The organism is Mesorhizobium kowhaii (genome assembly GCF_042431665.1).
Taxonomy (GTDB): Bacteria; Pseudomonadota; Alphaproteobacteria; order Rhizobiales; family Rhizobiaceae; genus Mesorhizobium; species Mesorhizobium kowhaii.
The window spans coordinates 278,444-298,580 of the sequence record NZ_JBHLYT010000176.1 but is presented as its reverse complement, the minus strand read 5'-3'; the positions used below and the strand labels follow the sequence as shown (position 1 = coordinate 298,580).

Below are 20,137 nucleotides of genomic sequence, written 5' to 3'. Positions count from 1 at the left end.
ATGACAGTTTCCAGCTTCCCGACCAAGGAGCAGAGCGCGAGGGTCGTTTGACCAATCCCCTGACTTGTTTGCGCTTAAAAAACCGCTTGCAATTCGCAATCAGTTTGCTACGAAACAACTGCTTGCAAATTACAACTTATTATCGAGGAGGCTCTCATGTCCAAACTTCGAGTCAATGCTTTCAGCCTGTCGCTCGACGGCTATGGCGCTGGTCCCGATCAGGATCTGCAAAATCCGCTTGGTGTCGGCGGGGAAGCCCTGCACAAATGGGCTTTCAGCACCCGCACCTTCCGCAAGATGTTCGGAGAGGAAGGCGGCGCGACCGGCACTGACGAGGATTTTGCGGCGCGCAGCATGGAGAATCTCGGCGCCTGGATCCTCGGCCGCAACATGTTCGGGCCGATCCGGGACGAATGGCCGGATGATAGCTGGAAGGGCTGGTGGGGCGACAACCCGCCCTACCATGTGCCGGTTTTCGTGCTGACCCACCACAAGCGGGCATCCTTCACAATGGAAGGCGGCACGACCTTCCACTTCGTCACCGACGGCATCCATTCGGCGCTTGAACAAGCGAAAGCAGCGGCTGATGGCAAGGACGTGCGGGTCGGTGGTGGCGTCGCCACCATCCGGCAATATCTCCAGGAGAAACTGATCGACGAGATGCATCTGGCCATCGCGCCGGTGCTGCTTGGCGCCGGCGAGAACCTTTTTGCCGGCCTGGACATGCCCAGGCTCGGTTACCTCTGCAGCGAGCAGGTTGCCACGCCGCTCGCCACCCACGTGGTCATCAAGCGGGCGTAGGTCTCACCCTCTCCACAAGCGGGAGGGTAAAGACGCTCAGTACTTCTCCGGCACGTAGAGTTCGCGCGGCAGCGTCTGGCGTTCGTACTCGGGATTGAAGACGCGCTCGGGCAGCGTGATCTCCTCGTGCGGCACCTCTTCATACGGCATCTGCTTGAGCAGATGGTCGATGCAGTTTAGCCGCGCCCGCTTCTTGTCGTTGCCCTCGACGATGAACCAGGGCGCCTCCGGAATGTTGGTGCGGGCGAAGGTCTCTTCCTTGGCTTTGGTGTACTGTTCCCAGCGCACGCGCGACTGCAGGTCCATCGGCGACAGTTTCCACTGCTTCATCGGATCGTGGATGCGCATCAGGAAGCGCATCTGCTGCTCCTCGTCGGTGATCGAGAACCAGTATTTGACCACGGTGACGCCCGAGCGGACCAGCATCCGCTCGAACTCCGGCACGTCGCGGAAGAATTCTTCGACCTGATCGGGCTCGGCAAAACCCATCACCCGTTCAACGCCGGAGCGGTTGTACCAGGAGCGGTCGAACAGCACGATCTCGCCGCCGGCCGGCAGATGCGGCACATAGCGCTGGAAATACCATTGCGACTTCTCGCGCTCGGTCGGCGCCGGAAGGGCGACGACACGGCAGATGCGCGGATTGAGCCGCTGGGTGATGCGCTTGATGACGCCGCCCTTGCCGGCGGAGTCGCGGCCCTCGAAGATCACCACCAGCTTCTTCTTGTGATAGGCGACCCAGGATTGCAGCTTGATCAATTCGGACTGCAAGGTGATCAGGTCGCGAAAATACTGCATGCGATCGATCGATGGCGGATGCGAGTTCTTGTAGATCTTGGCGATCTCCATCGACAGTGCCGGCTCCGACATTTCGAGCTCATAGTCCTCGTCGAGCGTGTCGGCGAGCTCGGCTTCAAGCCAGTCCTTGGCGGGAGAATTCTGTCTTAGCTCGGTCATATCAGTTGCTCCGCTTGCAAGCCCTGTCCATCCACGTCCGGCGCCCAAACCCCTGGCCTGCGTCCCGGAGTGGCAACACCTGAGCCGACTTCAATATAGACCGGCAATGACGGTTTTATTGCAGACTGGAGCGAGACTGCCGCCACTGCAAATTCCGCGAGGCATGATCGATCCATCGTCGTGGCATGGCGACAAGCGGTCTAAATTGTCCTACAAATATCTTTCCCCAAAGCCCCCTCCCCCAATGCAATCGCGAGGACTGACATGGAATACCGCACCCTCGGCCGTTCCGGCTTGAAAGTTTCGACACTGACCATGGGCACCATGACCTTCGGCGGTGCCGGCGCGTTTTCGGCTGTCGGCAAAACCGACCTCGACGAGGCGCGCCGGATGATCGACCTTTGCATCGATGCCGGCATCAACGTCATCGACACCGCCAATGTCTATTCGAACGGCATCTCGGAAGAGATCATCGGCGAAGCGCTCGGCGGCAAGCGCAAGGGCGACGTGCTGATCGCCTCCAAGGCGCGGATGCGGATCGGCAACGGTCCCAACGATGAAGGCCTGTCGCGCTATCACCTGATCCGCGAATGCGAGAAAAGCCTGAAGCGGCTGAAGACCGACGTCATCGACATCTACTTCCTGCACGAATGGGATGGCACGACACCGCTCGAGGAAACCATCGCCGCGCTTGATACGCTGGTTGCCCAGGGCAAGGTCCGCTATGTCGGCTGCTCCAACTATTCCGGCTGGCAGGTGATGAAGGCGCTGGGCATCAGCGACAGCCATCACCAGCCGCGCTTTGTCACCCAGCAGATCCACTACACGTTGGAAGCGCGCGAGGCGGAGTATGAATTGCTGCCGATTTCGGTCGATCAGGGGTTGGGCGTGCTGGTCTGGAGCCCGCTTGCCGGCGGATTGCTCTCCGGCAAATACCGCCGCGACAGCCCGACCGCCCGCCAGCTCGCCGGCTGGTCCGAACCGCCGATCCGCGACGAGGACCGGCTCTGGCGGATCGTGGACGTCCTTGTCGAGATCGGCACGCAGCGCGGCGTGTCGGCAGCGCAGGTGGCGCTGGCCTGGCTGCTCGGCCGGCCGGCGGTCAGTTCGCTGGTGATCGGCGGCAGGACCGAAACGCAGTTTCGGGACAACATCGCGGCGGCAAGCCTGGCGCTCACCAGCGAGGAGCGTGACCGCCTCGACGCGGTCAGCCGGCCGCCTTTGCTCTATCCCTACTGGCACCAGCAACTGACGGCAAAGGACCGCTTCGGCGCCGCCGATCTGGTTCTCGATCGCAGCGGCGTGTGAGCACAGGTTTCGATGGCCCGGCGGACGATGCCCGCCGGGCACTTAAAGCGCGTCGCCTCGAAACGGAATCATGCGACGCACTTTAAGTCTTTTGTTTATGCATGTCGTAGTCTCAAAACCGGGGCCACTTTTGAGCGACATGCATCAGCCCGCGATATAGCCCCAGACCTCGGGATCAGGCTCGATCTGGCCGCTGAGCACAAAGTATTTGTAGAGCACGAGCAGGGAGATCGCCTGCTCGGCCTTCTCGTTGGCGAATGTCCGGCAATAGGCATTCGCCGCAGCAATGATGCGTTCCGCCGCTGCCGGGTGCTGTTCGAAATAGCGCACCTTTTCGGCAAGGTCGGCGAAATCCGGGTCGAGCGGTACATAGTGGACGTTGGCCTCGAGTTGCTTCTCCCCGAACCATGTCTCGTATGTCGGCGGCAGCATCAGGCAGAGCGAATTCGAATTCATGATCCATTTGAGATTGGTCGCCACGTCATTGCCTTCGAGCGAGACGATGTATCGATAACGCTGCTGCTGGCTGATGCTGAGAAATGGCTTGCTGTACTCGGCCGGCGCGTATGACTTGTGTGAGCCGGCGTCGCAAAACGGCAGATCGCGCACGGCATCCAGAAATCTTGTCCGTATCGGATTGTTGAGATCGCCGCGCCAGACCATGGCCGGGAGCTTGTCGGCGAACGCGGTTGCGTCGGCAGGCATGTGGAAGTGCCGGAACTTGTTGAATTTCAGAATGATCGCATTGCTGTTGTCGGCATGGATCGGCCGATTCTTGACGAGCGACGGCACCTCCGGCACGTCGACAACATCGCCGAATTGCAGGTCGATGAGCAATTTGGGGTCGAAATACCGGGCAATCTCCTTGAGGTCGTAATAGTACATGCTCGGTACGAAGGGCAGATTGTCGATACGCACTGCCGCCGGGCTGGGCGAAAATGCGTCCTGCAGCTTGTTGTAGTAGTTCAACCGCTGGCGAACCAAACCGTCCGCAAGCAGGGATTTTTCGAGGCGACCCGCCAGCCGCCGGCGGAACAGCGCCTGCGGCGCGATATCGCGCGCGACGTTTCGCGCATAATAGAAAACCCTTGCCGTCGTTCGCTGTATGGTGGCCATAGTTCACTTGATCAAAACAAACGCGCAGCTCACGATGCGTTGGCGCCCCGGTCCCCTACACCATTGTGCCGTGCATCTTGCAAGCCCCGGACCATCATCGACGCCAACGGCCGGGCACGATCGCTTCAGCTGTTGTGTTTGACGGCTAATGCTCCTAGGCAGGGTCAGAGCCGCAAGGCAGTGAAAAGGAGCCGATATGGCGCGACCACCAAACTACGATCACGAACGCAAGGAACGCGACCGCCAGAAGGCGGCCAAGAAGGCTGAAAAGCTGGCGGCCAAAGTTGCCGCGCGCGAGCGTTCGAAGCCCGAAGACGAGACTGAAACCGAAACCGAAACGGCAAAGTGACGGCAAAAGGCCCGCGCATGCGGGCCGTGCCTCATTCCAGATTGTCGCCTTGGATCAGGCCGGGGCCTTGTCGCTGACAAAGACGTCCACTTCGCGCGCTGCAGCAATGAAGGCGCGCCTGGCGTTCATCGCCGGCTTGTCGCCGGCCAGCGCATCGTGACAGGCCTGCAGGGCCGCGCGATGCTTGGGGCTGCGCTTGCCGGGCCAGCTGTTGAGCAGGTAATCGGAAGCCTCACGAGCCGTACGCAAAAGCTGAGTGCTTCCCGCCGCGACTGACTTGACGGTCACGGGTGTTTCAAAGCGGTTGTTTTCCATCGCCGCTCTTACGCCATCAGTGCCCGTGAAGCGAGGCCGAAAGTGCACGGCGCGCCCGGACGCCGCCTTTTGCGCAGCGCGTACCTTGCCCTGCACAGAGCCTTAAGCAGCGATGACAGCAAAGCCTCTGGCGCGAAGACCACGCCGATCGTTGGCCAGCGACGTCACCAGCCGGTCGCGGCTGCCGACGATGTGGGTCGAAAGCAGGCGCGCGGCCTCATCGGCATCGCCACGGCGTGCCGCTTCCAGAATGGCGCGATGTTCGGCCCAGGCACGAGCAAGGGCCGCCTCGTCGCGAACCTCCAGCCAGCGGGCCCGCGACAGACGCGTCATGGCATCGCGGACCGCGCGGAACAGGAATTCATTGCCTGACAGGCGCGCCAGCTCGATGTGAAAATCCATGCCGATACGATGCCATTCCTCGCGCGGCGTGTCGGTGTCGCAGGAGTCGAGCATCGCCTCGATGACATCGACTGCGCTCCGGTCCGCCAAGGCACATGTCAGGCGAAGGGCTGCGACCTCGACCGCCTCCCGGTAGACGGCGACCTGCTCGAGCTCGGCCAGATTGATCGGCGACACGGTCCAGCCACGGCCGTCCCTGCCGACCAGGCCCTCGGTCTCGAGCCGCAGCAGCGCGGCCCGGACCGGCGTTCGCGAGGCACCGAAGCGGCTTTCGATCCAGCGCTCGGTCAGTTTCTCGCCGGGGCCGATCTCAAGGCCCAGGATCATCTGCCGAAGCTGTTTTTCGACGCTCTGCATCTGCGACATTGTCGTCTCCGTTTTCTGGTCATTGCCGGCGATCGGCTTGCTGGCGGCATCTTCCGATCACGTTTGAGAGGGGTCGCATTGACAGCACCCACGCTTGCGTCCATGACGGATACCATCTTGGTATCCCAAAACGGTATCCGCAGCAACCCGCCGACACGGCATTGCTCGGACAGGACATATGACATGCAGAACACGCCCCCGGCGATCGACAGCACCTACAACATCCACTGGCGGCGCAATCTGTTCGTGTGCTTTGCCGGGTCGTTCTCGACGCTTGTCGCCATGACACTGCTTTTGCCGTTCCTGCCGCTCTATATCGAGCAGCTCGGCGCCCAAGGCCACGCGGCGATCGTGCAATGGTCGGGGATCGCCTATGGCGCGACCTTCTTCGCGGCGGCACTGGTCGCACCACTCTGGGGACGTCTAGGCGACCGTTACGGCCGCAAGGTGATGCTGGTTCGCGCCAGCTTCGGCATGGCCATATGCATGTCGCTGACTGGTATGGTGCAGACCGTATGGCAGTTGGTGCTGCTGCGGCTGCTGATCGGTTTTGCCGGCGGCTATTCCTCGGGATCGACCATCCTGGTCGCCATGCAGACGCCAAAGGAGCGTTCCGGCTGGGCACTGGGCCTGCTGTCGGCCGGCATCACCGGTGGGGCTCTGGTCGGCCCGCTGGTTGGTGGCGCCCTGCCGCCGCTGATCGGCATCCGCGCCACCTTCCTGTTGTCCGGCAGCGTCATCTTCCTGGCATTCCTGGCGACCACGTTTCTGATCAAGGAGAATCCCCGACCGAAAACGAGAGACGCCGCATCGAAGCAGAAGCAGAAAGGCGGCTGGGCACAAATTCCCGACAAGCGGCCTGTTATCGCCATGCTGGCGACCGGCATGCTGTTGAGTTTCGCCACCATGTCGATCGAACCGATCATCACCGTCTATGTGCAGCAGCTGATCGAAGACCAGAGCCGCGTCACGCTGATCTCGGGCGTCGTCATGTCGGCGGCAGCGCTTGGCGCCATCCTGTCGGCTTCGCGCCTCGGCAAGCTCGCCGACCGCATCGGCCATTGGAATGTCATCATCGGCGCGCTTGCCGTCTCGGCGCTGCTGCTGATCCCGCAGGCCTTCGTCACGCAGAGCTGGCAACTCATCGGCCTGCGCTTCCTGATGGGCCTGGCGCTGGGCGGGCTCTTGCCTTGCATCACCAGCGTCATCCGCCACAATGTTCCCGACGGCGTCGGCGGCAATGTGCTCGGGCTCTCGATCTCCGCCCAGTATGTCGGACAGGTCGCCGGCCCCTTGCTTGGCGGTTTTGCCGGTGGCCATTTCGGCATGCGCTCGGTGTTTCTGGGCACATCCGTCTTGATGGCCGGCGGCGCGGTGTATAATTGGCTGGCGCAATCGCGCCGCGAGCAGGACATGCTCGCCAATGCCGGCAAGCCCTGACCGAATCGGGTCGCATGCCTTGAACGTCACGGAGTCCCAGACATGAGCACGGCCGAGCAATCTTACGGCAACAGCGGCCGTATCCTCGTCCTGGCCGGCGGCCTCTGTGGTGCCGCCGGCGTGGCGCTTTCGGCCGCGGCGGCGCATCTGGGCGGGGCCTTTGTCGGCACTGCCGCATCCTTCCTGCTCATGCATGCGCCGGTTTTCCTCGCGACCGGATTGCTTGGCACGAACCGGACGCTGCGCATCGGCAGCCTGATCCTGCTGGTTGGGCTTCTGTTGTTCTGCGGCGATCTGCTGGCCCGCGATTTCCTCGGCTCGCGGCTGTTCCCGCTGTCAGCGCCGATCGGCGGCACCTTGCTCATCGCCGGCTGGCTGGTGATCGCTGGCTCGGCGCGGGTGCGCACGCGTTCCTGATCAGACCGGATCCGATCAATCCTGCCGGCGCTCGGGCTGGACAAGCAATTCGCGATTGTGCCGCCGCAGCCTCGCCAACCGATGCCTCTCCGGCCGTTCGGACGCCGGCGCGATGCCCCAGTAGTTGCGGTAGATGTCTTCGAACAGATAGCTCACGGGATGCATGATATGCGCTCCTTTCAGTATTTGAATCGATCCAATCGACAGGCGCGAAAAAGCAACCCCGATCAGCTCCGCTTGCGCTCCACGAGGAACCGCAGCTCGCGAACCCATGGGCTGGCCCTGTCGCGGCGCTTCTGGGTCGTGGCGGTCGAGCCGATGCTCCAGTCGTTGCGATAGATGTCTTCGAAGAGATAGTTGACGGGATGCATGACACATCTCCCTTTCCTTGAATTGAATCGATCCAATCATATGGGCTGCTGTTTCTTTGGATCGATTCAAATATACACCTCGGCCGACCTTCGATCAAGCCACAATTTGAACCGATCCAACGAAAGTGTTAGATGGAGTGAATTCAGGAGACGAAGATGGCGCCATTGACCTCTGGAAAGACAAGACCGATCCGGCTGGCAGACATTGCCAAAGCGGCCGGCGTATCGCACGGCACCGCGTCCAACGTGTTCGCCCGCCCGGAGATCGTGCGCGAGGAAGTCCGCGAACGCGTCAAGGCGGCAGCCGAGGCAATGGGATATGGCGGGCCCGACCCAAAAGGCCGGCTGCTGCGCGCCGGCAAGGTCAACGCCATCGGTGTCGCGACCGCGGAACCATTGTCCTATTTCTTCGACGACCCTTTCGCCCGGGTGATGATGGCCAGCATCTCGCAGGCCTGTGACGCCACTGGTGCGGGGATTTCGCTGGTCTCCGCCGCCAACAATGAACAGCTCGCCTGGAACATCCAGAGCGCGCTGGTCGATGGCTTCATCGTCTTCTGTGTCGATGGCGGTTCGCGACTGGTGGAACTGGCGCGCGAGCGCAAACTGCCCTTTGTGGCGCTCGATCTCGATTCAGACGACGACGAGGCGGTCGCGGCGATCGGTGTCGACAACATCGCCGGCGCCGGCCTGGCGGCGCGTCATCTGACCGAACTTGGGCATCGTCGCTTTGCCGTGCTTGCCCTGCCCTGTGCGGACGACGGCTTCGGCCCGACCACGCAGGCGCAAGTGGAGATGGCGCTCTACTCCGGTACGCGCGACCGCCTGCGTGGCTACTTCGCCGAACTCGCCCGCGTCGACATCGACGTCTCGAAGGTGCCGATCTACGAAACCGTCAATGACGAGGAGAGTGTCTGGGCCGGCCTCGACCATATTTTTGCCGGCGCCAAGACACCGACCGCGATCCTGGCAATGTCGGACAGGATCGCCCTGCATGCACTGGACTGGCTGCGGCAGCATGACATCACTGTACCGGGCGACGTTTCGATCGTCGGCTTCGACGGTGTCCCGGAAGGAGCGGTTTCCAAGCCGCCGCTGACCACAATCGTCCAGCCGATCGCCGAGATGGGCCGCCTTGCCGTCAAGGCGATCCTCGAAAACGACGGCACATTCAGCCGGCAATCGCTGCCGGTCGACCTCATGGTGCGGGCCTCATCCGGCCCCTCGCCCGCCTGAGCCGCCTGACGAATCTCACCGGCCCATTCTTGTTGCCATCGACGACATGCCGAAGGACGCGTGGACCGGCGGTGCGGCGTTGTGAGCCGGCCTGCTTTTCCCGGACCAGCCAAGGCTCGAAAGCCATTCGAGATAATAGGCAAGCGCAAACTGCATGGCGATGCCGGCGGCAATCAACAGGCTGTCAAAGGCAAGCCCGCCCGGGTTGATCTGCTTCAGCACCTGCGCCGTCAGGGCGAGCACCGTGCCGGCAATGAAAACCGGCAGCGATCGCTTGCCCAATATGGCAAGCGGATGATCGCGCCCAGTGCGGAACAGGTTCGAGATGGCGGGGAATGCCACGATCAGGTAGCTCACCGCCAGGATATGCAGCAGCCTCGGCAGTGCCAGGAACGTCTTGTCGAAGCCGGTCAGCACGGGAGGCAGGCCCAACCAGGAGATCTGCCCCCAGAGCGGGCTATGCACCCACACCAGCGCCGTAGCGGTGTAGGCCAAAGCCGCGCCAACCAGCCAGCGATTGGCCGGGATGGTGCCGCCGCGACGCACATGCAGCGTGCCTGCCAAGCCGATGTTGAACAGGAACTGCCACGACAGCGGGTCGAGAAACCAGAAGCCGGGCTCAGGATAGTTCGGTGGCGCGATCTGGTAGATCCCCGCGACCAGCCACAGCGCGCCGGATGCGACCAGCGCCGGCAACGGCCGGTGGCTGACGAAGAGCAGGAAGACCGGCGCCAGCAAGAGCAGCACTGCATAGACCGGCAGGATGTTGTTGTAGCCGAGCTGGTGACCAAGCGTCACGACGCCGACCAGCACTTGCGGCGTATTCTTGATCAACGGCTCGATGTTGATCATCGTCAACAGCTCCGGTCGCCTGGCGAACACGGCCGCCGCGCAGAAGATCGCCATCACCACCATGGTGGTGACGATGTGGGCGGCATAGAGCACGCCAGCGCGGCGCCACATCTTCAACGTTGCCAGCAGCCTGTTTCCTGGCTGGAATTTCTTGCCATAGGCGAGCGCGACCGAGACTCCGGAGATCAGCACGAAGACCTCTGCCGCGTCTGAAAAGCCGAAATTCTTGTAGGTCAGATACTCGAAGGCGGTACCCGGCACGTGGTCGACGAAGATGGTCAGCAAAGCGAGAGCGCGAAGCACATCGATGCGCGTGTCGCGCTCCGTGCGATCCGGGACGCGCTCGGTGCGATCCGGGACACGCATATCGCGATCCGGGATATGCGTGCCGCGATCCGAGACACGCGTATCGCGGTCTGGGACACGCGTGCCGCGGTCCGGGGAAAGTTGGGTGGTCATCGACAAAAGGCCTCAAAGCTGGTTGTTCATGCCGGCAATGCGACCCCCGGCGCACCGCTTCGATTCCTCCGCAGGAATGATATCGGCGAAGAAACGGACAGTAATGCGCCCGGTTCAATCAACTTTCGCGGAGCTTGAAAATATTGCGTTTTGAAGCCGGCAAACTGACCGGAACCGTCATGAAATCAAAAGGATGAGGCCATGACCGAAGAGACCTCACAAGATGGTGCGTTATTGCGTGATCTCGCCTTCCGCTACCGCCTTTACAATCCCGCGGATTCAACTGGCGAATGCTTCTTCCTGCTGCATGGGTCGGGTGTCGACGAGACGACATTGGTGCCGCTGGCACGAGAGATCGCGCCGCACGCCACGCTGATCGCCGTGCGTGGCCGCATCGTCCAGGAGGATGGTTTCCGCTGGTTCGCGCGCATCACGCCGACGCGCTTCGAACAGCAGAGCATCCGCACCGAAGCCAACGCTTTTGCGGGCTTCGTCAGCGACGCGGCAAGACGCCACAATCTCGACCTCTCCCGCACGGCGTTCCTCGGCTATTCGAACGGTGCCAATCTGGTTTCGAGCCTGATGCTGCTGCATCCGGGCCTTGTCGAACGCGCCGCGCTGCTGCGGCCGATGCCGGTGCTCGACGACGTGCCGGCGACGGATCTGTCAAGCGTGCGGGTGCTGATCGTCGCCGGTGCCGCCGACCTTACCTATGCGCCCTTTGTGCCGGCTCTGGTGACATTGCTCAGCCAGCATGGCGCCGACCTCGACGCCCGGATTGTTCCATCGGGTCATGAGTTCGGCAGTGCCGACGCGGCAATCGTAAGGCAATGGCTGAAGGCAGTGCCGCGCCCATCGCGCAAAGCTGATTGACGGCGGAAGCCATCATCTCGCAGCCATGCGCACTTCCGCTCTCGTAACTGTGCCTGATGGCCGCCAGCCCGATAGTGCGACAGGGCCGAGCGCAGCAGCGGATAAGATTGAGCGGCGGCGTCCAGCGCCTCCCCGGTGTTCGGATCGCTGATTATCAGCCGGGGTTGGTGTGGATCGCCGGTGCCGCGCTCTAGCTGATATGCCTGCTGCTGCTCGCCGCCGACCTGCCGCGGCGGGTACCGGCGCCTGCCTCCGAATGAACTGTCTGCCTACCCTCGCCCCATCCGGTTCCAGGCGTCCAGCCCTGCAATCTTGTAGGCTTCGGCGAGTGTCGGATAGTTGAAGGTGTTGTTGACGAAGAAGTCGACGGTGCCGCCGAGATTGATCACCGCCTGGCCAATGTGGATGAGCTCGGTGGCGCCCTCGCCGATGATATGCGCGCCGAGCAGCCGGCGCGTCTCGATCGAGAACAATAGCTTCAGGAAGCCGGTGTTGACGCCCATGATGTGGCCGCGCGAGGTCTCGCGAAAACGCGCCACGCCGACCTCATAGGCGGCCCCACTTTCACGCACCTGCTCCTCGGACTGGCCGACCGTCGAGATTTCCGGCACCGCGTAGATGCCATAGGGAAAGGTTTCGGGTGGCGGCGGCAAGGGCACGCCGAAAGCATGACAGGCCGCCACCCTGCCCTGCTCCATCGAGGTCGAGGCCAGGCTCGGAAAGCCGATGACGTCGCCGGCGGCATAGATGTTGGGCACGCTGGTCTGGAACGTATGCGGATCGACCTTGATTCGCCCCCTTGAGTCGGCGTCGATGCCGACGATATCCAGCCCCAGGCTGCCGACATTGCCGGTGCGACCGGCGGCATAGAGCACCACCTCGGAGCGAATGGTGCGGCCATCGGTCAGTTCGACCTCGGCGGCGTCCGGCTTGGAGCGGATCTCCTTCACCGCACTGCCCAGCCGGATTGTCATGCCGCGATCGCGCATCTGATGGATGAAATCGTCGACGATCTCGCGGTCGACGAAATCGAGAATGGAGTTGCGCGGCTCGACAAGCGTCACCGGCACATCGAGCGCGGAAAAGATCGTCGCATATTCGACCCCGATGACGCCGGCGCCGATCACGGTCAGCGTACGCGGCAGACGATCAAGCTCCAGCATCTCGTCGCTGTCGAAGATTCGGGTCTTGTCGAAGGGCACGTCGCGCGGACGGTGCGGCCTGGTGCCGACCGCGATCAGTGCATTGGCAAAACCAACCTCGCTGTAGTCGTCGGTGTCGGTGGTCAGGCTGACCTTGTTGGGGCCAAGAAACTTCACGTCGGCGCGGGCGCTCTTGACCGTGTTGCGCATGAACTGGTGCTGCAGCACCTCGACCTCGTGGTCGAGCGTCTTGTGCAGGCGCTCGACCAGATCGCCGACCGAAATATCCTGCTTGACCCGGTAACCGCGCCCATAGAAGCCGCGCTCGCGCCAACCGGAGAGATTGAGCACGGTCTCGCGCAGCGTTTTTGGTGGAATGGTGCCGGTATGCACCGAAACACCGCCGAGACGCCGGCCACGGTCGACCACCAGCGCCGATTTGCCGAGCTTGGCCGACTGCACCGCAGCGCGCCGCCCCGACGGGCCGCTGCCGATGACCAGCATGTCGTAGTCCATGTTGCCCCGTCCCTCTGCCCATGGGCGCTTTGTTGCGCCGCAGCAAGCTAATGCCATCCGCGCCGCAAATTCAACCGATTCAGATTGCGTCTCTTACCGCTCATGCCTTGCGCGCCGCAAAAAGCTCGATCTTGATTCCGCCGCGGGCCTTCACCATTTCATTGCTGAGCGGCCCGCACCCTATGTCGGGCCCTGTTACGAGGAAATGACATGAACGCGCGCGTTCTCGACGGCGAAATCATCACCACCAGGCTTGACGATGTCAGGGCCTTTGACGGCGTGCGCTCGCGGCGCATCGTGGCCTTCGTGATCGACTATATGATCGTCGCGCTGCTCACCATTCCATTCGCCATACTGGTGTTCTTCCTCGGGCTTTTGACACTCGGTCTTGGCTGGATGCTGTTTGGCGTCCTGGTGCCGGCCGTCGCCATCCTCTACATCTGGAACACGCTGGGCAGTGCCGACCAGGCCACCACGGGCATGAAGATGATGGGCATCCGGCTCGACCGGCTCGACGGCAGGCCGATCGACGGTCTCACGGCCGTCGTCCATTCGGTGCTTTTCTGGGCCGGCAACGTCATCCTGTCGCCGCTGGTCCTGCTGGTGACCTTGTTTGCCGATCGCAAGCGCACGCTGCACGACCTTTTGCTCGGCACCGTGGTCAGCCGGACGGGCCGCTAAAACGGTGCTTTGAAGAGCCGTCACAGCCGATTGAGTGTAAATGTGAAGGCGTCTAGTCGACCACGCCCTCACAATCCTGTTGAATTTTTCGCCATCCGCGCCAAAGGTAGAGCGATTCGAAGGAGTGTTTCCAAGGCTCGATGACGCAGCATCCGACCCAGTCGCCGCAGTTCTTCCTGACCGCGCCGTCGCCGTGCCCGTATCTTGACGGCCAGTTCGAGCGCAAGGTGTTCACGCACCTGGTTGGCGACAAGGCGGCGGAGATGAACGACCTCTTGACGCAAGGCGGCTTCCGGCGCTCACAGAACATCGCCTACAGGCCGGCATGCGAGACCTGCCGCGCCTGTGTTTCGGTACGCATCCTCGCCCAGGAATTTACCGCCAGCCGCAACATGAAACGGGTGCTGCAGCACAATTCCGACCTCGTCGGCCACATGCACAATGCCGAGCCCTCGACCGAACAATATTCACTGTTCCGCAGCTACCTTGACGCCCGCCACCGCCGTGGCGGCATGTCCGACATGACGGTGCTCGACTATGCCATGATGGTCGAGGATACCCATGTCGACACCAAGGTGATCGAGTACCGGCGGCGCGGGCCCGACACCTTCATCACCGGCAAGGGACAGGGCGAGCTGATCGCGGTGGCGCTCACCGACAAAATGGCCGACGGCCTGTCGATGGTCTATTCCTACTTCAATCCTGAGTTTGAGGAGCGGTCGCTCGGCACGTTCATGATCCTCGATCACATCGCCCGCGCCCGGGCGATGGGCCTGCCCCATGTCTACCTGGGGTACTGGGTCAACGGCTCGCGCAAGATGAATTATAAGATGCGCTTCATGCCGCAGGAACATCTCGGCCCGAAAGGCTGGGAGCGCTACACCAACGAAGCGGTTTCACGCTGAGTTTTTCCACGGTCCACACTTAAACTGTTTCAAGGCAGGGGATGCTGGTCTTTCAGCCGCTTGGCTGGAGAGTGCGCCATTGCGCCGGTCCCGTCTGCACTTCATTGCGAAAGTTGCCGCATGTCTTCCCATCACGACCACCAGAAGGGCTTACTGATAACCGCTATCGGCGGGCTGACACTGACCGTCGACATTCCGCTGATCCGGCTTGCCGACGGTGGCGCATGGACCATCATGTTGCTGCGCACCGGAACCACCTTCGTCGCGGCCATGATCATCTGGTCGGTATGGCGCGCGCTGAGCCGGAATGCTCCGCAGCTCATCCCTGGCTGGCCCGGCCTTGTCGTGGCGATATGCTACGGGCTGACGGGGGTGACCTTCGTCACCGCCGTCTATCACACCTCGACGGCCGACCTGGTGTTCATCCTGGCTTTCAACACCGTGTTCGCGGCGCTGTTGTCCTGGATATTCCTGAAGGAGAAGCCACAGCTGGTGACGATCGTGGCGATGCTGATCATGATTTTCGGCGTGCTGGTCATCGTCGGAGGGTCGGTCGGCACCGGGCATCTGTTCGGCGATTTCATGGCGCTGTGCTCAGCCTTCTTCGTCGCCGTGGCCATCACCATCTCGCGCGCCAGCGGCAAGGATATGGGCTTCACGGCCCTGGTCGGCGTCCTGCTGCCGCTCGTGCTGGCGGCGTTCATGGTCACCGGCGAAGGTTTCCACGTGAACGCGCCGTGGTGGATCATCTTCAACGGCGCCGTCATCATGCCGATCTCGTTCTTCTGCCTGGCCAACGGCCCGAAATACATTTCAGGGCCCGAAGTGGCGATGTTCTACCTGCTCGAAACCGTGCTGGCGCCGGTCTGGGTGTGGATGATCTTTGCCGAAACCCCGACCCGCAACAGCCTGATCGGCGGCGTAATCCTGATCGTCACCTTGATCGCGCATTCGCTCTGGCAATTGCGCGAGGGCCGCAAGCGCCGGGCCGACCTTGCGGTGCATCATCCGGTCTAAGGTAGGTCGATATTCAGGTGATGCCGGTCTGCAGGCAGCAGCCTTCTGAGCGAAATCTTGAGGATGATTGGCGCGAGTCAATCGCTCGAAGGCTTAGCAACATGAACATAAGGGCCAGAAAGTACGTCCTTCCCCTCGTTGTCCTTCATCACGTCGACAAGCAACACTTGTTCGGCGCCGAACCCCCAAAACCACTTAGCAACTCGTTCGAATTCGAAAGTAACGGGGATAGTTGCAGCCAATTCCTCACCGGCTTTTGTTAATTTGACGGCCTTTGGATTTCGCTCATTGGTGTCGGGGAATTGCACTAGCACTCCCTTTCTACCCATTCGGAAGAATACGAACTTCTGTTCGTTCGGCTTGACGGACCGAGAGAGGGTTCCACCCGCAAATGTGACGAACCCCGCCTCCTCAAGCACCAACCATTGTCCATAAATGATTGAGTCTCCGACGGCATCCTTGAGCACATACTCGCAGTTGATGCACCAAGGTAATGCCTCCTCAATCAGCTTAGCGGTGGGCCCATCAAGAACTGAGACGAAATGGAGCGTCGCTGGCGAAAAATGTCCTGGTTTTCTAATTTCGCCTGATAACACTCTCGCAAAGAGATCTCTCATGTTTTCAGAAGTCGCGCGCGCTGCGTACCCCTCGAACATATCTATCCAATCATCTGAAGGTCCGGGGCTTTGCCCTAGCGGCGGATCGTCCGCAAGGTATTCGATTGCTTTCTTCGCAATGGCCTCTCTGTTGATCTGCTCACGATACGCTTTGCCCAGGAGGTTGTTCAGGCCTCGATCAAGCAGTCCTGGATCAGAAAGCCCAAGCTCCGCCGATTTCGCGGCTAGCGCTTCCATCACCATACTTCTTGCCTTCGTTTCGTCTTGGATCGCTTGAGCTTTCTGCTCCAACCAAGCAGCGGGAATCTCGACACCCGCACCAATAAGTCGACTAATAGCTTTGCCCGCAGGACCCGCTATGATCTGTGGCAATCCGCCCTCAAGGACAGACTGAAGCCAGCCCTGACTCTCCTGTTCCGTCGGCATCTTCCCCACTCCATTCCGTTAATGACATCGAAAAGTGGCGAAAGAGTCGAGCCAGCTTTTCTATAGCTTCCGATGGTGTTAGCGTTCCTGCAAGGATTGCGGGAGAGCTGATTGCGGTCAAACAGGCGAAGGCCACCTCCAGATTACATGAGCGTCATTCGGCCTTTGCGATCAGAGGCTTTGGCCACATCGACCTTGGCGTGAGTCGGACTGCAGATCAGGCGCTGGCTTTCCTCACCACACCAGGTTCCGGCAGAACCTCGATCTGCGGGCCAGCCCCGATTTCGACTGGGGGGTCCGGCACGATTTCGTCGGTCAGTTCCACCTCGCGCAGCCACTCGCGCCAGATCGCAACCAGCAGGGCCATCAGCACCGGGCCGATGAACAGGCCGAGAAACCCCATGGTCTTGACGCCGCCGATCAGGCCGAAAAAAGTCGGCAGGAAGGGTAGTTTTATCGGCCCGCCGACCAGCTTCGGGCGCAATGTCTTGTCGACGATGAACAGCTCGACCGCACCCCAGAGGAACAGCGCCAGACCGGCCATCGGCGAACCGCTGGCGGCGAGGTAGATCGAGACCAGCGTGAAGGACAGTGGTGCGCCGCCGGGGATCAATGCCATGACGCCGGTCAGCGCACCAAGCGTTACCGGCGATGGCACGCCAGCCAGCCAGTAGGCGATGCCCAGCACCAGCCCCTCGCCAATGGCGATGACGGTCATGCCGGTCACGGTCGAAGAGATCGTCGCCGGCACGACGCGCGAGATCCGCTCCCATCTGGTCGGCAGGATGCGCTCGCCGAGGCGGTCGATCTGGCCGGCAAAATGCTCGCCGTCGCGATAGGCGAAGAACAGCGCGATCATCATGAATAGCAGCGTCAGGAGCAGGCCGAAGGCGCTGCCGCCGGCGGCAAGGACACCGCGATAGATGCTGCCGATATTGGCGCCGCTGACCAACTGGATCAATTCGCCAATGCCGCCGGGGTGGCCAAAATTGGTCGTCCATTGCTCGTTCAACCACTCGCCCACGACAGGCATCGTGGCGATCCATTGCGGCGTGACGGCACCGTGCCGGTTGGTCTCGATCGCCCAGCCGACCCACTCGCGCACCTCGTTGATGGCGTAGGTGCCGGCAAGCGCGATCGGCACCACCAGGAAGGCGAGGATGAACAGGATGGCAAAGGTCGCGGCGATGGTGCGGTTGCCGCCAACGGCAACAAGCAGGCGCCGGTAGAGCGGCCAGCTGGCGAAAGCGATGACGAGCGCCGCCAGCACCGGAAACAGGAAGCCGTGGAAGAAATAGACGCCGGCGGCGACGATCAGCACCAGCAGCCAGCGCGCCGCCGACAGCGGCGGAATGACGGCAGACCGCAGCGGCGTCGACAGGCCGAACAGGCGCTGCTGCCGTTCCGGTTTCTGGATCTTTGTTTCCTTCAAACGCCTGCCTCTCCCAGCGCACTCAGATGCGGGCGCCCATCATAACATCACCCCACCTTTCACGCATAATGGTGCAGCATTTGTGACGGTAAGTGAGAATCATTTGGGAACACCCGAAAGTACAAAACAGCACTCTTTGCTGCTCACTGAATTTTTGCCAACCTTTCTTCAAGTCGTTGAAGTGCCCGCCTGTATAAGGCCACGTCTGCCTGATCGGCATCCTTTGCGTGTGTATCCGGCCTATCGTTGACTATGACACAATTACTTTCAAAATCAACACGGTCTCCGAAAATCTTTTCAAACAACTTCCACTCTTTTATGACCAATTTATATAAGTCCGTCCATAGAAACTTATTTATGGCCTCCTCCACTGTAAGATGAGACATTTCAGTTCGCCGAGACTCTACGATCGCTGCCAATATTCGCGTCTTCGCTTCTTGCGCCCTTCCTGTCGACAAAGCATCGAACCTGATGAAATTGAGCGCCAAATCCCGAATTCGGCGTTCCAATAAATTGCGCCTTTTTCCGAGAGTGGCAAGCTCCTCTGCCCACTCATCCAGATTCAGTCTAAGCCCGCCGACTATGATTTCATCGCGGGTAGACAAATCACTCTTTGGCTCAGATTTAATTGCAGAAAAGGCCCGGGATAGCATTGCTCCAGAGAGTTCATTAGAGATAGAAATAACACCATATTTCCGCAACACACGGCGAAGCGGCTCCGAAACAAGGTGCCCCTTGCCTTCAAAACATTTTGTCGTTGCGTCCATTAATAATGGATGGACACGAAACAGATGGCTGAGCGCGACCTCGGCGATCGCCGACCCCTCTTCTGCAACGAAAGAATCAACAAGTGGTTCTGCACGCTTTGCTGTAATGTGACATGGCCGTTCTTGTACTGATATATTTCGATGCATGTAGGAGCAACATTTGCGAGCCCAATAAGGCATACTGCCAGTAGCCCTCGCAATCATTTTGCAAGCCTCATCATCGACTTCCAGGCCGGCAATTCGCCCCAACCGTTTTATCATTGCAACGATGGCGCCCTCCGGCATAGGGCTCAGAAATTCTTCCGGGATAAAGGCAAGTGCAGCGTTCTCAATTCCATCGACCGACTCGACCGTAAACCAATACGTCGAAACACCGCCTACTAAGATCGACATAGGGCGCCGCTGCCTGTCACACTCTTGGTATATCGATCTCAGATTTCTCCAAAATGGATTGAAATCCGTTCGCCAAGCCTGCCGAGTTGGGCTACCCGGTGTTATATAATCCACCTCATCAAATATGAACACTATTGGCTCTTCACGCCTTAAAATGGTTTCCTCCAACTCGTCTCTTGCAATTTTAAGATCTATTTCTGACGAAATTGGAACTATGATTGAGTAATTTTTCAAATCGGTCGCAGCGATGTCAATTGAATTCCTAAGAGAATTAAGCATCTTCGCCGCGTCTAGCTCGAATACGTCATCCCTAGAGCAATCAACCATGATACACATACAGCTATAGTTTCCCTGTATCTCCTTCAAAATTCTATTTATTATTGATGTCTTACCTATCTTTCTAATACCCAAGCACGATCGAATTTGGCCACGCTGCAACTTACGAGCAAGATCTATCGCTTCGTCTCTACGTCCATAGAAATTGGCGTCGTCAGACACGGGCCCGGTGACATCAAATGGATCGTGAGAATACAGCTCTACAGATATTCTTTTTTCAAGATCTACTGAATTTACTAGTGGAGAGTTGAAATTTATTGGAAGTATTGATATACTCTGATCTCTTCCCCAATTTCTTATTTTTGAATTTCCCTCTGGATCAAAATGAATAACTATTGCGATATTATTTTCAAATCTTCCAAAAGAATTCTCGATCTCATTTTTGATAAATTTAATAATTCTCTGCTGCTGATCGGAAAAGAGAGAGGCAACCACTAAAATCTCTCGATCAACGCCGAGAGCAAGTCTCATCCTCTTGGTGGGCTTGGCTATTGCGCATCCATAAATTCCTTGCTCAAAGGCAGCGTGATATCTGCCTGTTATCTCAAAAAGGCCATTTGCAGATTTAGAAAAACTATCAACGATAGTATCGAGTTGTGCTTGGATTGACATCAAAATACGCCTTTTTTTGCCTAGGCGTTAG

At 60.0% G+C, this 20,137-nt stretch carries 21 protein-coding genes; 10 read left to right on the top strand and 11 right to left on the bottom strand.

Translation table 11 applies throughout. The features are described from left to right. The first annotated feature begins 156 nt into the window (after positions 1 to 156). Positions 157 to 801, top strand: a complete 645-nt coding sequence (locus ACFFNA_RS38410; RefSeq protein ID WP_378925398.1) for a dihydrofolate reductase family protein — start codon at positions 157 to 159, stop codon at positions 799 to 801. 36 nt (positions 802 to 837) lie between these two features. Here the strand turns inward: ACFFNA_RS38410 and ppk2 are convergent, their stop codons facing one another. Further along, entirely contained in the window at positions 838 to 1,758 is a 921-nt protein-coding gene (gene ppk2, locus ACFFNA_RS38405; protein ID WP_111545754.1) for a polyphosphate kinase 2, read from the bottom strand. A gap of 264 nt (positions 1,759 to 2,022) precedes the next feature. Here ppk2 and ACFFNA_RS38400 point away from each other — a divergent pair, with 264 nt between their 5' ends. Further along, positions 2,023 to 3,066 (top strand): aldo/keto reductase, encoded by a 1,044-nt coding sequence (locus ACFFNA_RS38400; protein ID WP_111545755.1) that lies wholly within the window; start codon positions 2,023 to 2,025, stop codon positions 3,064 to 3,066. A 144-nt stretch (positions 3,067 to 3,210) separates the two neighbouring features. Here ACFFNA_RS38400 and ACFFNA_RS38395 read toward each other — a convergent pair whose 3' ends face one another. Further along, positions 3,211 to 4,182, bottom strand: a complete 972-nt coding sequence (locus ACFFNA_RS38395) for a glycosyl transferase family 90 (RefSeq protein ID WP_378925396.1) — start codon at positions 4,180 to 4,182, stop codon at positions 3,211 to 3,213. Positions 4,183 to 4,378: 196 nt separating this feature from the next. Here ACFFNA_RS38395 and ACFFNA_RS38390 point away from each other — a divergent pair, with 196 nt between their 5' ends. After that, a complete protein-coding gene (locus tag ACFFNA_RS38390) occupies positions 4,379 to 4,531 on the top strand; it encodes a hypothetical protein (RefSeq protein WP_111545757.1) in 153 nt (50 codons plus the stop codon). Between the two features lie 54 nt (positions 4,532 to 4,585). Here the strand turns inward: ACFFNA_RS38390 and ACFFNA_RS38385 are convergent, their stop codons facing one another. Both ACFFNA_RS38385 and ACFFNA_RS38380 read right to left on the bottom strand, forming a co-directional pair. Beyond that, complete coding sequence (locus tag ACFFNA_RS38385) at positions 4,586 to 4,846, bottom strand: DUF982 domain-containing protein (RefSeq protein ID WP_013532263.1); 261 nt, start codon at positions 4,844 to 4,846, stop codon at positions 4,586 to 4,588. A gap of 102 nt (positions 4,847 to 4,948) precedes the next feature. Then, on the bottom strand, positions 4,949 to 5,614 hold the full coding sequence (locus tag ACFFNA_RS38380) for a GntR family transcriptional regulator (RefSeq protein ID WP_378925393.1): 666 nt from the start codon (positions 5,612 to 5,614) through the stop codon (positions 4,949 to 4,951). 183 nt (positions 5,615 to 5,797) lie between these two features. Between ACFFNA_RS38380 and ACFFNA_RS38375 the strand changes: the two genes are divergently transcribed. Beyond that, positions 5,798 to 7,054: a multidrug efflux MFS transporter gene (locus ACFFNA_RS38375; RefSeq protein WP_378925391.1), complete on the top strand. Its 1,257-nt coding sequence runs from the start codon at positions 5,798 to 5,800 to the stop codon at positions 7,052 to 7,054. A 42-nt stretch (positions 7,055 to 7,096) separates the two neighbouring features. Next, the gene (locus tag ACFFNA_RS38370) at positions 7,097 to 7,471 is read left to right on the top strand and encodes a DUF423 domain-containing protein (protein ID WP_111545761.1); all 375 of its coding nucleotides are present in this window, start codon (positions 7,097 to 7,099) and stop codon (positions 7,469 to 7,471) included. A gap of 15 nt (positions 7,472 to 7,486) precedes the next feature. Here ACFFNA_RS38370 and ACFFNA_RS38365 read toward each other — a convergent pair whose 3' ends face one another. Continuing rightward, positions 7,487 to 7,636: a hypothetical protein gene (locus ACFFNA_RS38365; protein ID WP_111545762.1), complete on the bottom strand. Its 150-nt coding sequence runs from the start codon at positions 7,634 to 7,636 to the stop codon at positions 7,487 to 7,489. 62 nt (positions 7,637 to 7,698) lie between these two features. Continuing rightward, positions 7,699 to 7,842 carry a hypothetical protein gene (locus ACFFNA_RS38360; protein WP_378925389.1) on the bottom strand — a complete coding sequence of 48 codons (144 nt, stop codon included), beginning with the start codon at positions 7,840 to 7,842 and terminating at the stop codon, positions 7,699 to 7,701. A 156-nt stretch (positions 7,843 to 7,998) separates the two neighbouring features. On the opposite strand from ACFFNA_RS38360, the gene ACFFNA_RS38355 reads away from it, so the two are divergent. Then, entirely contained in the window at positions 7,999 to 9,078 is a 1,080-nt protein-coding gene (locus ACFFNA_RS38355) for a LacI family DNA-binding transcriptional regulator (RefSeq protein ID WP_378925387.1), read from the top strand. Between the two features lie 15 nt (positions 9,079 to 9,093). On the opposite strand, the gene ACFFNA_RS38350 is transcribed toward ACFFNA_RS38355, so the two are convergent. Further along, positions 9,094 to 10,389 (bottom strand): OpgC family protein, encoded by a 1,296-nt coding sequence (locus ACFFNA_RS38350; RefSeq protein ID WP_378925385.1) that lies wholly within the window; start codon positions 10,387 to 10,389, stop codon positions 9,094 to 9,096. Positions 10,390 to 10,590: 201 nt separating this feature from the next. Here ACFFNA_RS38350 and ACFFNA_RS38345 point away from each other — a divergent pair, with 201 nt between their 5' ends. Continuing rightward, the gene (locus tag ACFFNA_RS38345) at positions 10,591 to 11,262 is read left to right on the top strand and encodes an alpha/beta hydrolase (RefSeq protein WP_378925383.1); all 672 of its coding nucleotides are present in this window, start codon (positions 10,591 to 10,593) and stop codon (positions 11,260 to 11,262) included. Between the two features lie 269 nt (positions 11,263 to 11,531). Here the strand turns inward: ACFFNA_RS38345 and sthA are convergent, their stop codons facing one another. Next, complete coding sequence (gene sthA / locus ACFFNA_RS38340) at positions 11,532 to 12,920, bottom strand: Si-specific NAD(P)(+) transhydrogenase (RefSeq protein ID WP_378925381.1); 1,389 nt, start codon at positions 12,918 to 12,920, stop codon at positions 11,532 to 11,534. Positions 12,921 to 13,130: 210 nt separating this feature from the next. On the opposite strand from sthA, the gene ACFFNA_RS38335 reads away from it, so the two are divergent. The 3 genes from ACFFNA_RS38335 to ACFFNA_RS38325 all read left to right on the top strand — a co-directional run bounded on the left by ACFFNA_RS38335 (position 13,131) and on the right by ACFFNA_RS38325 (position 15,523). Then, positions 13,131 to 13,601 carry an RDD family protein gene (locus ACFFNA_RS38335; protein WP_378925379.1) on the top strand — a complete coding sequence of 157 codons (471 nt, stop codon included), beginning with the start codon at positions 13,131 to 13,133 and terminating at the stop codon, positions 13,599 to 13,601. Positions 13,602 to 13,741: 140 nt separating this feature from the next. Further along, positions 13,742 to 14,506 carry an arginyltransferase gene (locus ACFFNA_RS38330; RefSeq protein ID WP_111545769.1) on the top strand — a complete coding sequence of 255 codons (765 nt, stop codon included), beginning with the start codon at positions 13,742 to 13,744 and terminating at the stop codon, positions 14,504 to 14,506. Between the two features lie 120 nt (positions 14,507 to 14,626). Next, a complete protein-coding gene (locus ACFFNA_RS38325) occupies positions 14,627 to 15,523 on the top strand; it encodes a DMT family transporter (protein WP_378925376.1) in 897 nt (298 codons plus the stop codon). Between the two features lie 77 nt (positions 15,524 to 15,600). Here ACFFNA_RS38325 and ACFFNA_RS38320 read toward each other — a convergent pair whose 3' ends face one another. The 3 genes from ACFFNA_RS38320 to ACFFNA_RS38310 form a co-directional block, all read right to left on the bottom strand. Next, positions 15,601 to 16,566, bottom strand: a complete 966-nt coding sequence (locus ACFFNA_RS38320; protein WP_378925374.1) for a DUF2806 domain-containing protein — start codon at positions 16,564 to 16,566, stop codon at positions 15,601 to 15,603. Between the two features lie 217 nt (positions 16,567 to 16,783). Next, the gene (locus ACFFNA_RS38315; RefSeq protein WP_378925372.1) at positions 16,784 to 17,998 is read right to left on the bottom strand and encodes an AI-2E family transporter; all 1,215 of its coding nucleotides are present in this window, start codon (positions 17,996 to 17,998) and stop codon (positions 16,784 to 16,786) included. Positions 17,999 to 18,141: 143 nt separating this feature from the next. Then, positions 18,142 to 20,106: an ATP-binding protein gene (locus ACFFNA_RS38310; RefSeq protein ID WP_378925370.1), complete on the bottom strand. Its 1,965-nt coding sequence runs from the start codon at positions 20,104 to 20,106 to the stop codon at positions 18,142 to 18,144. Positions 20,107 to 20,137 lie beyond the last annotated feature (31 nt).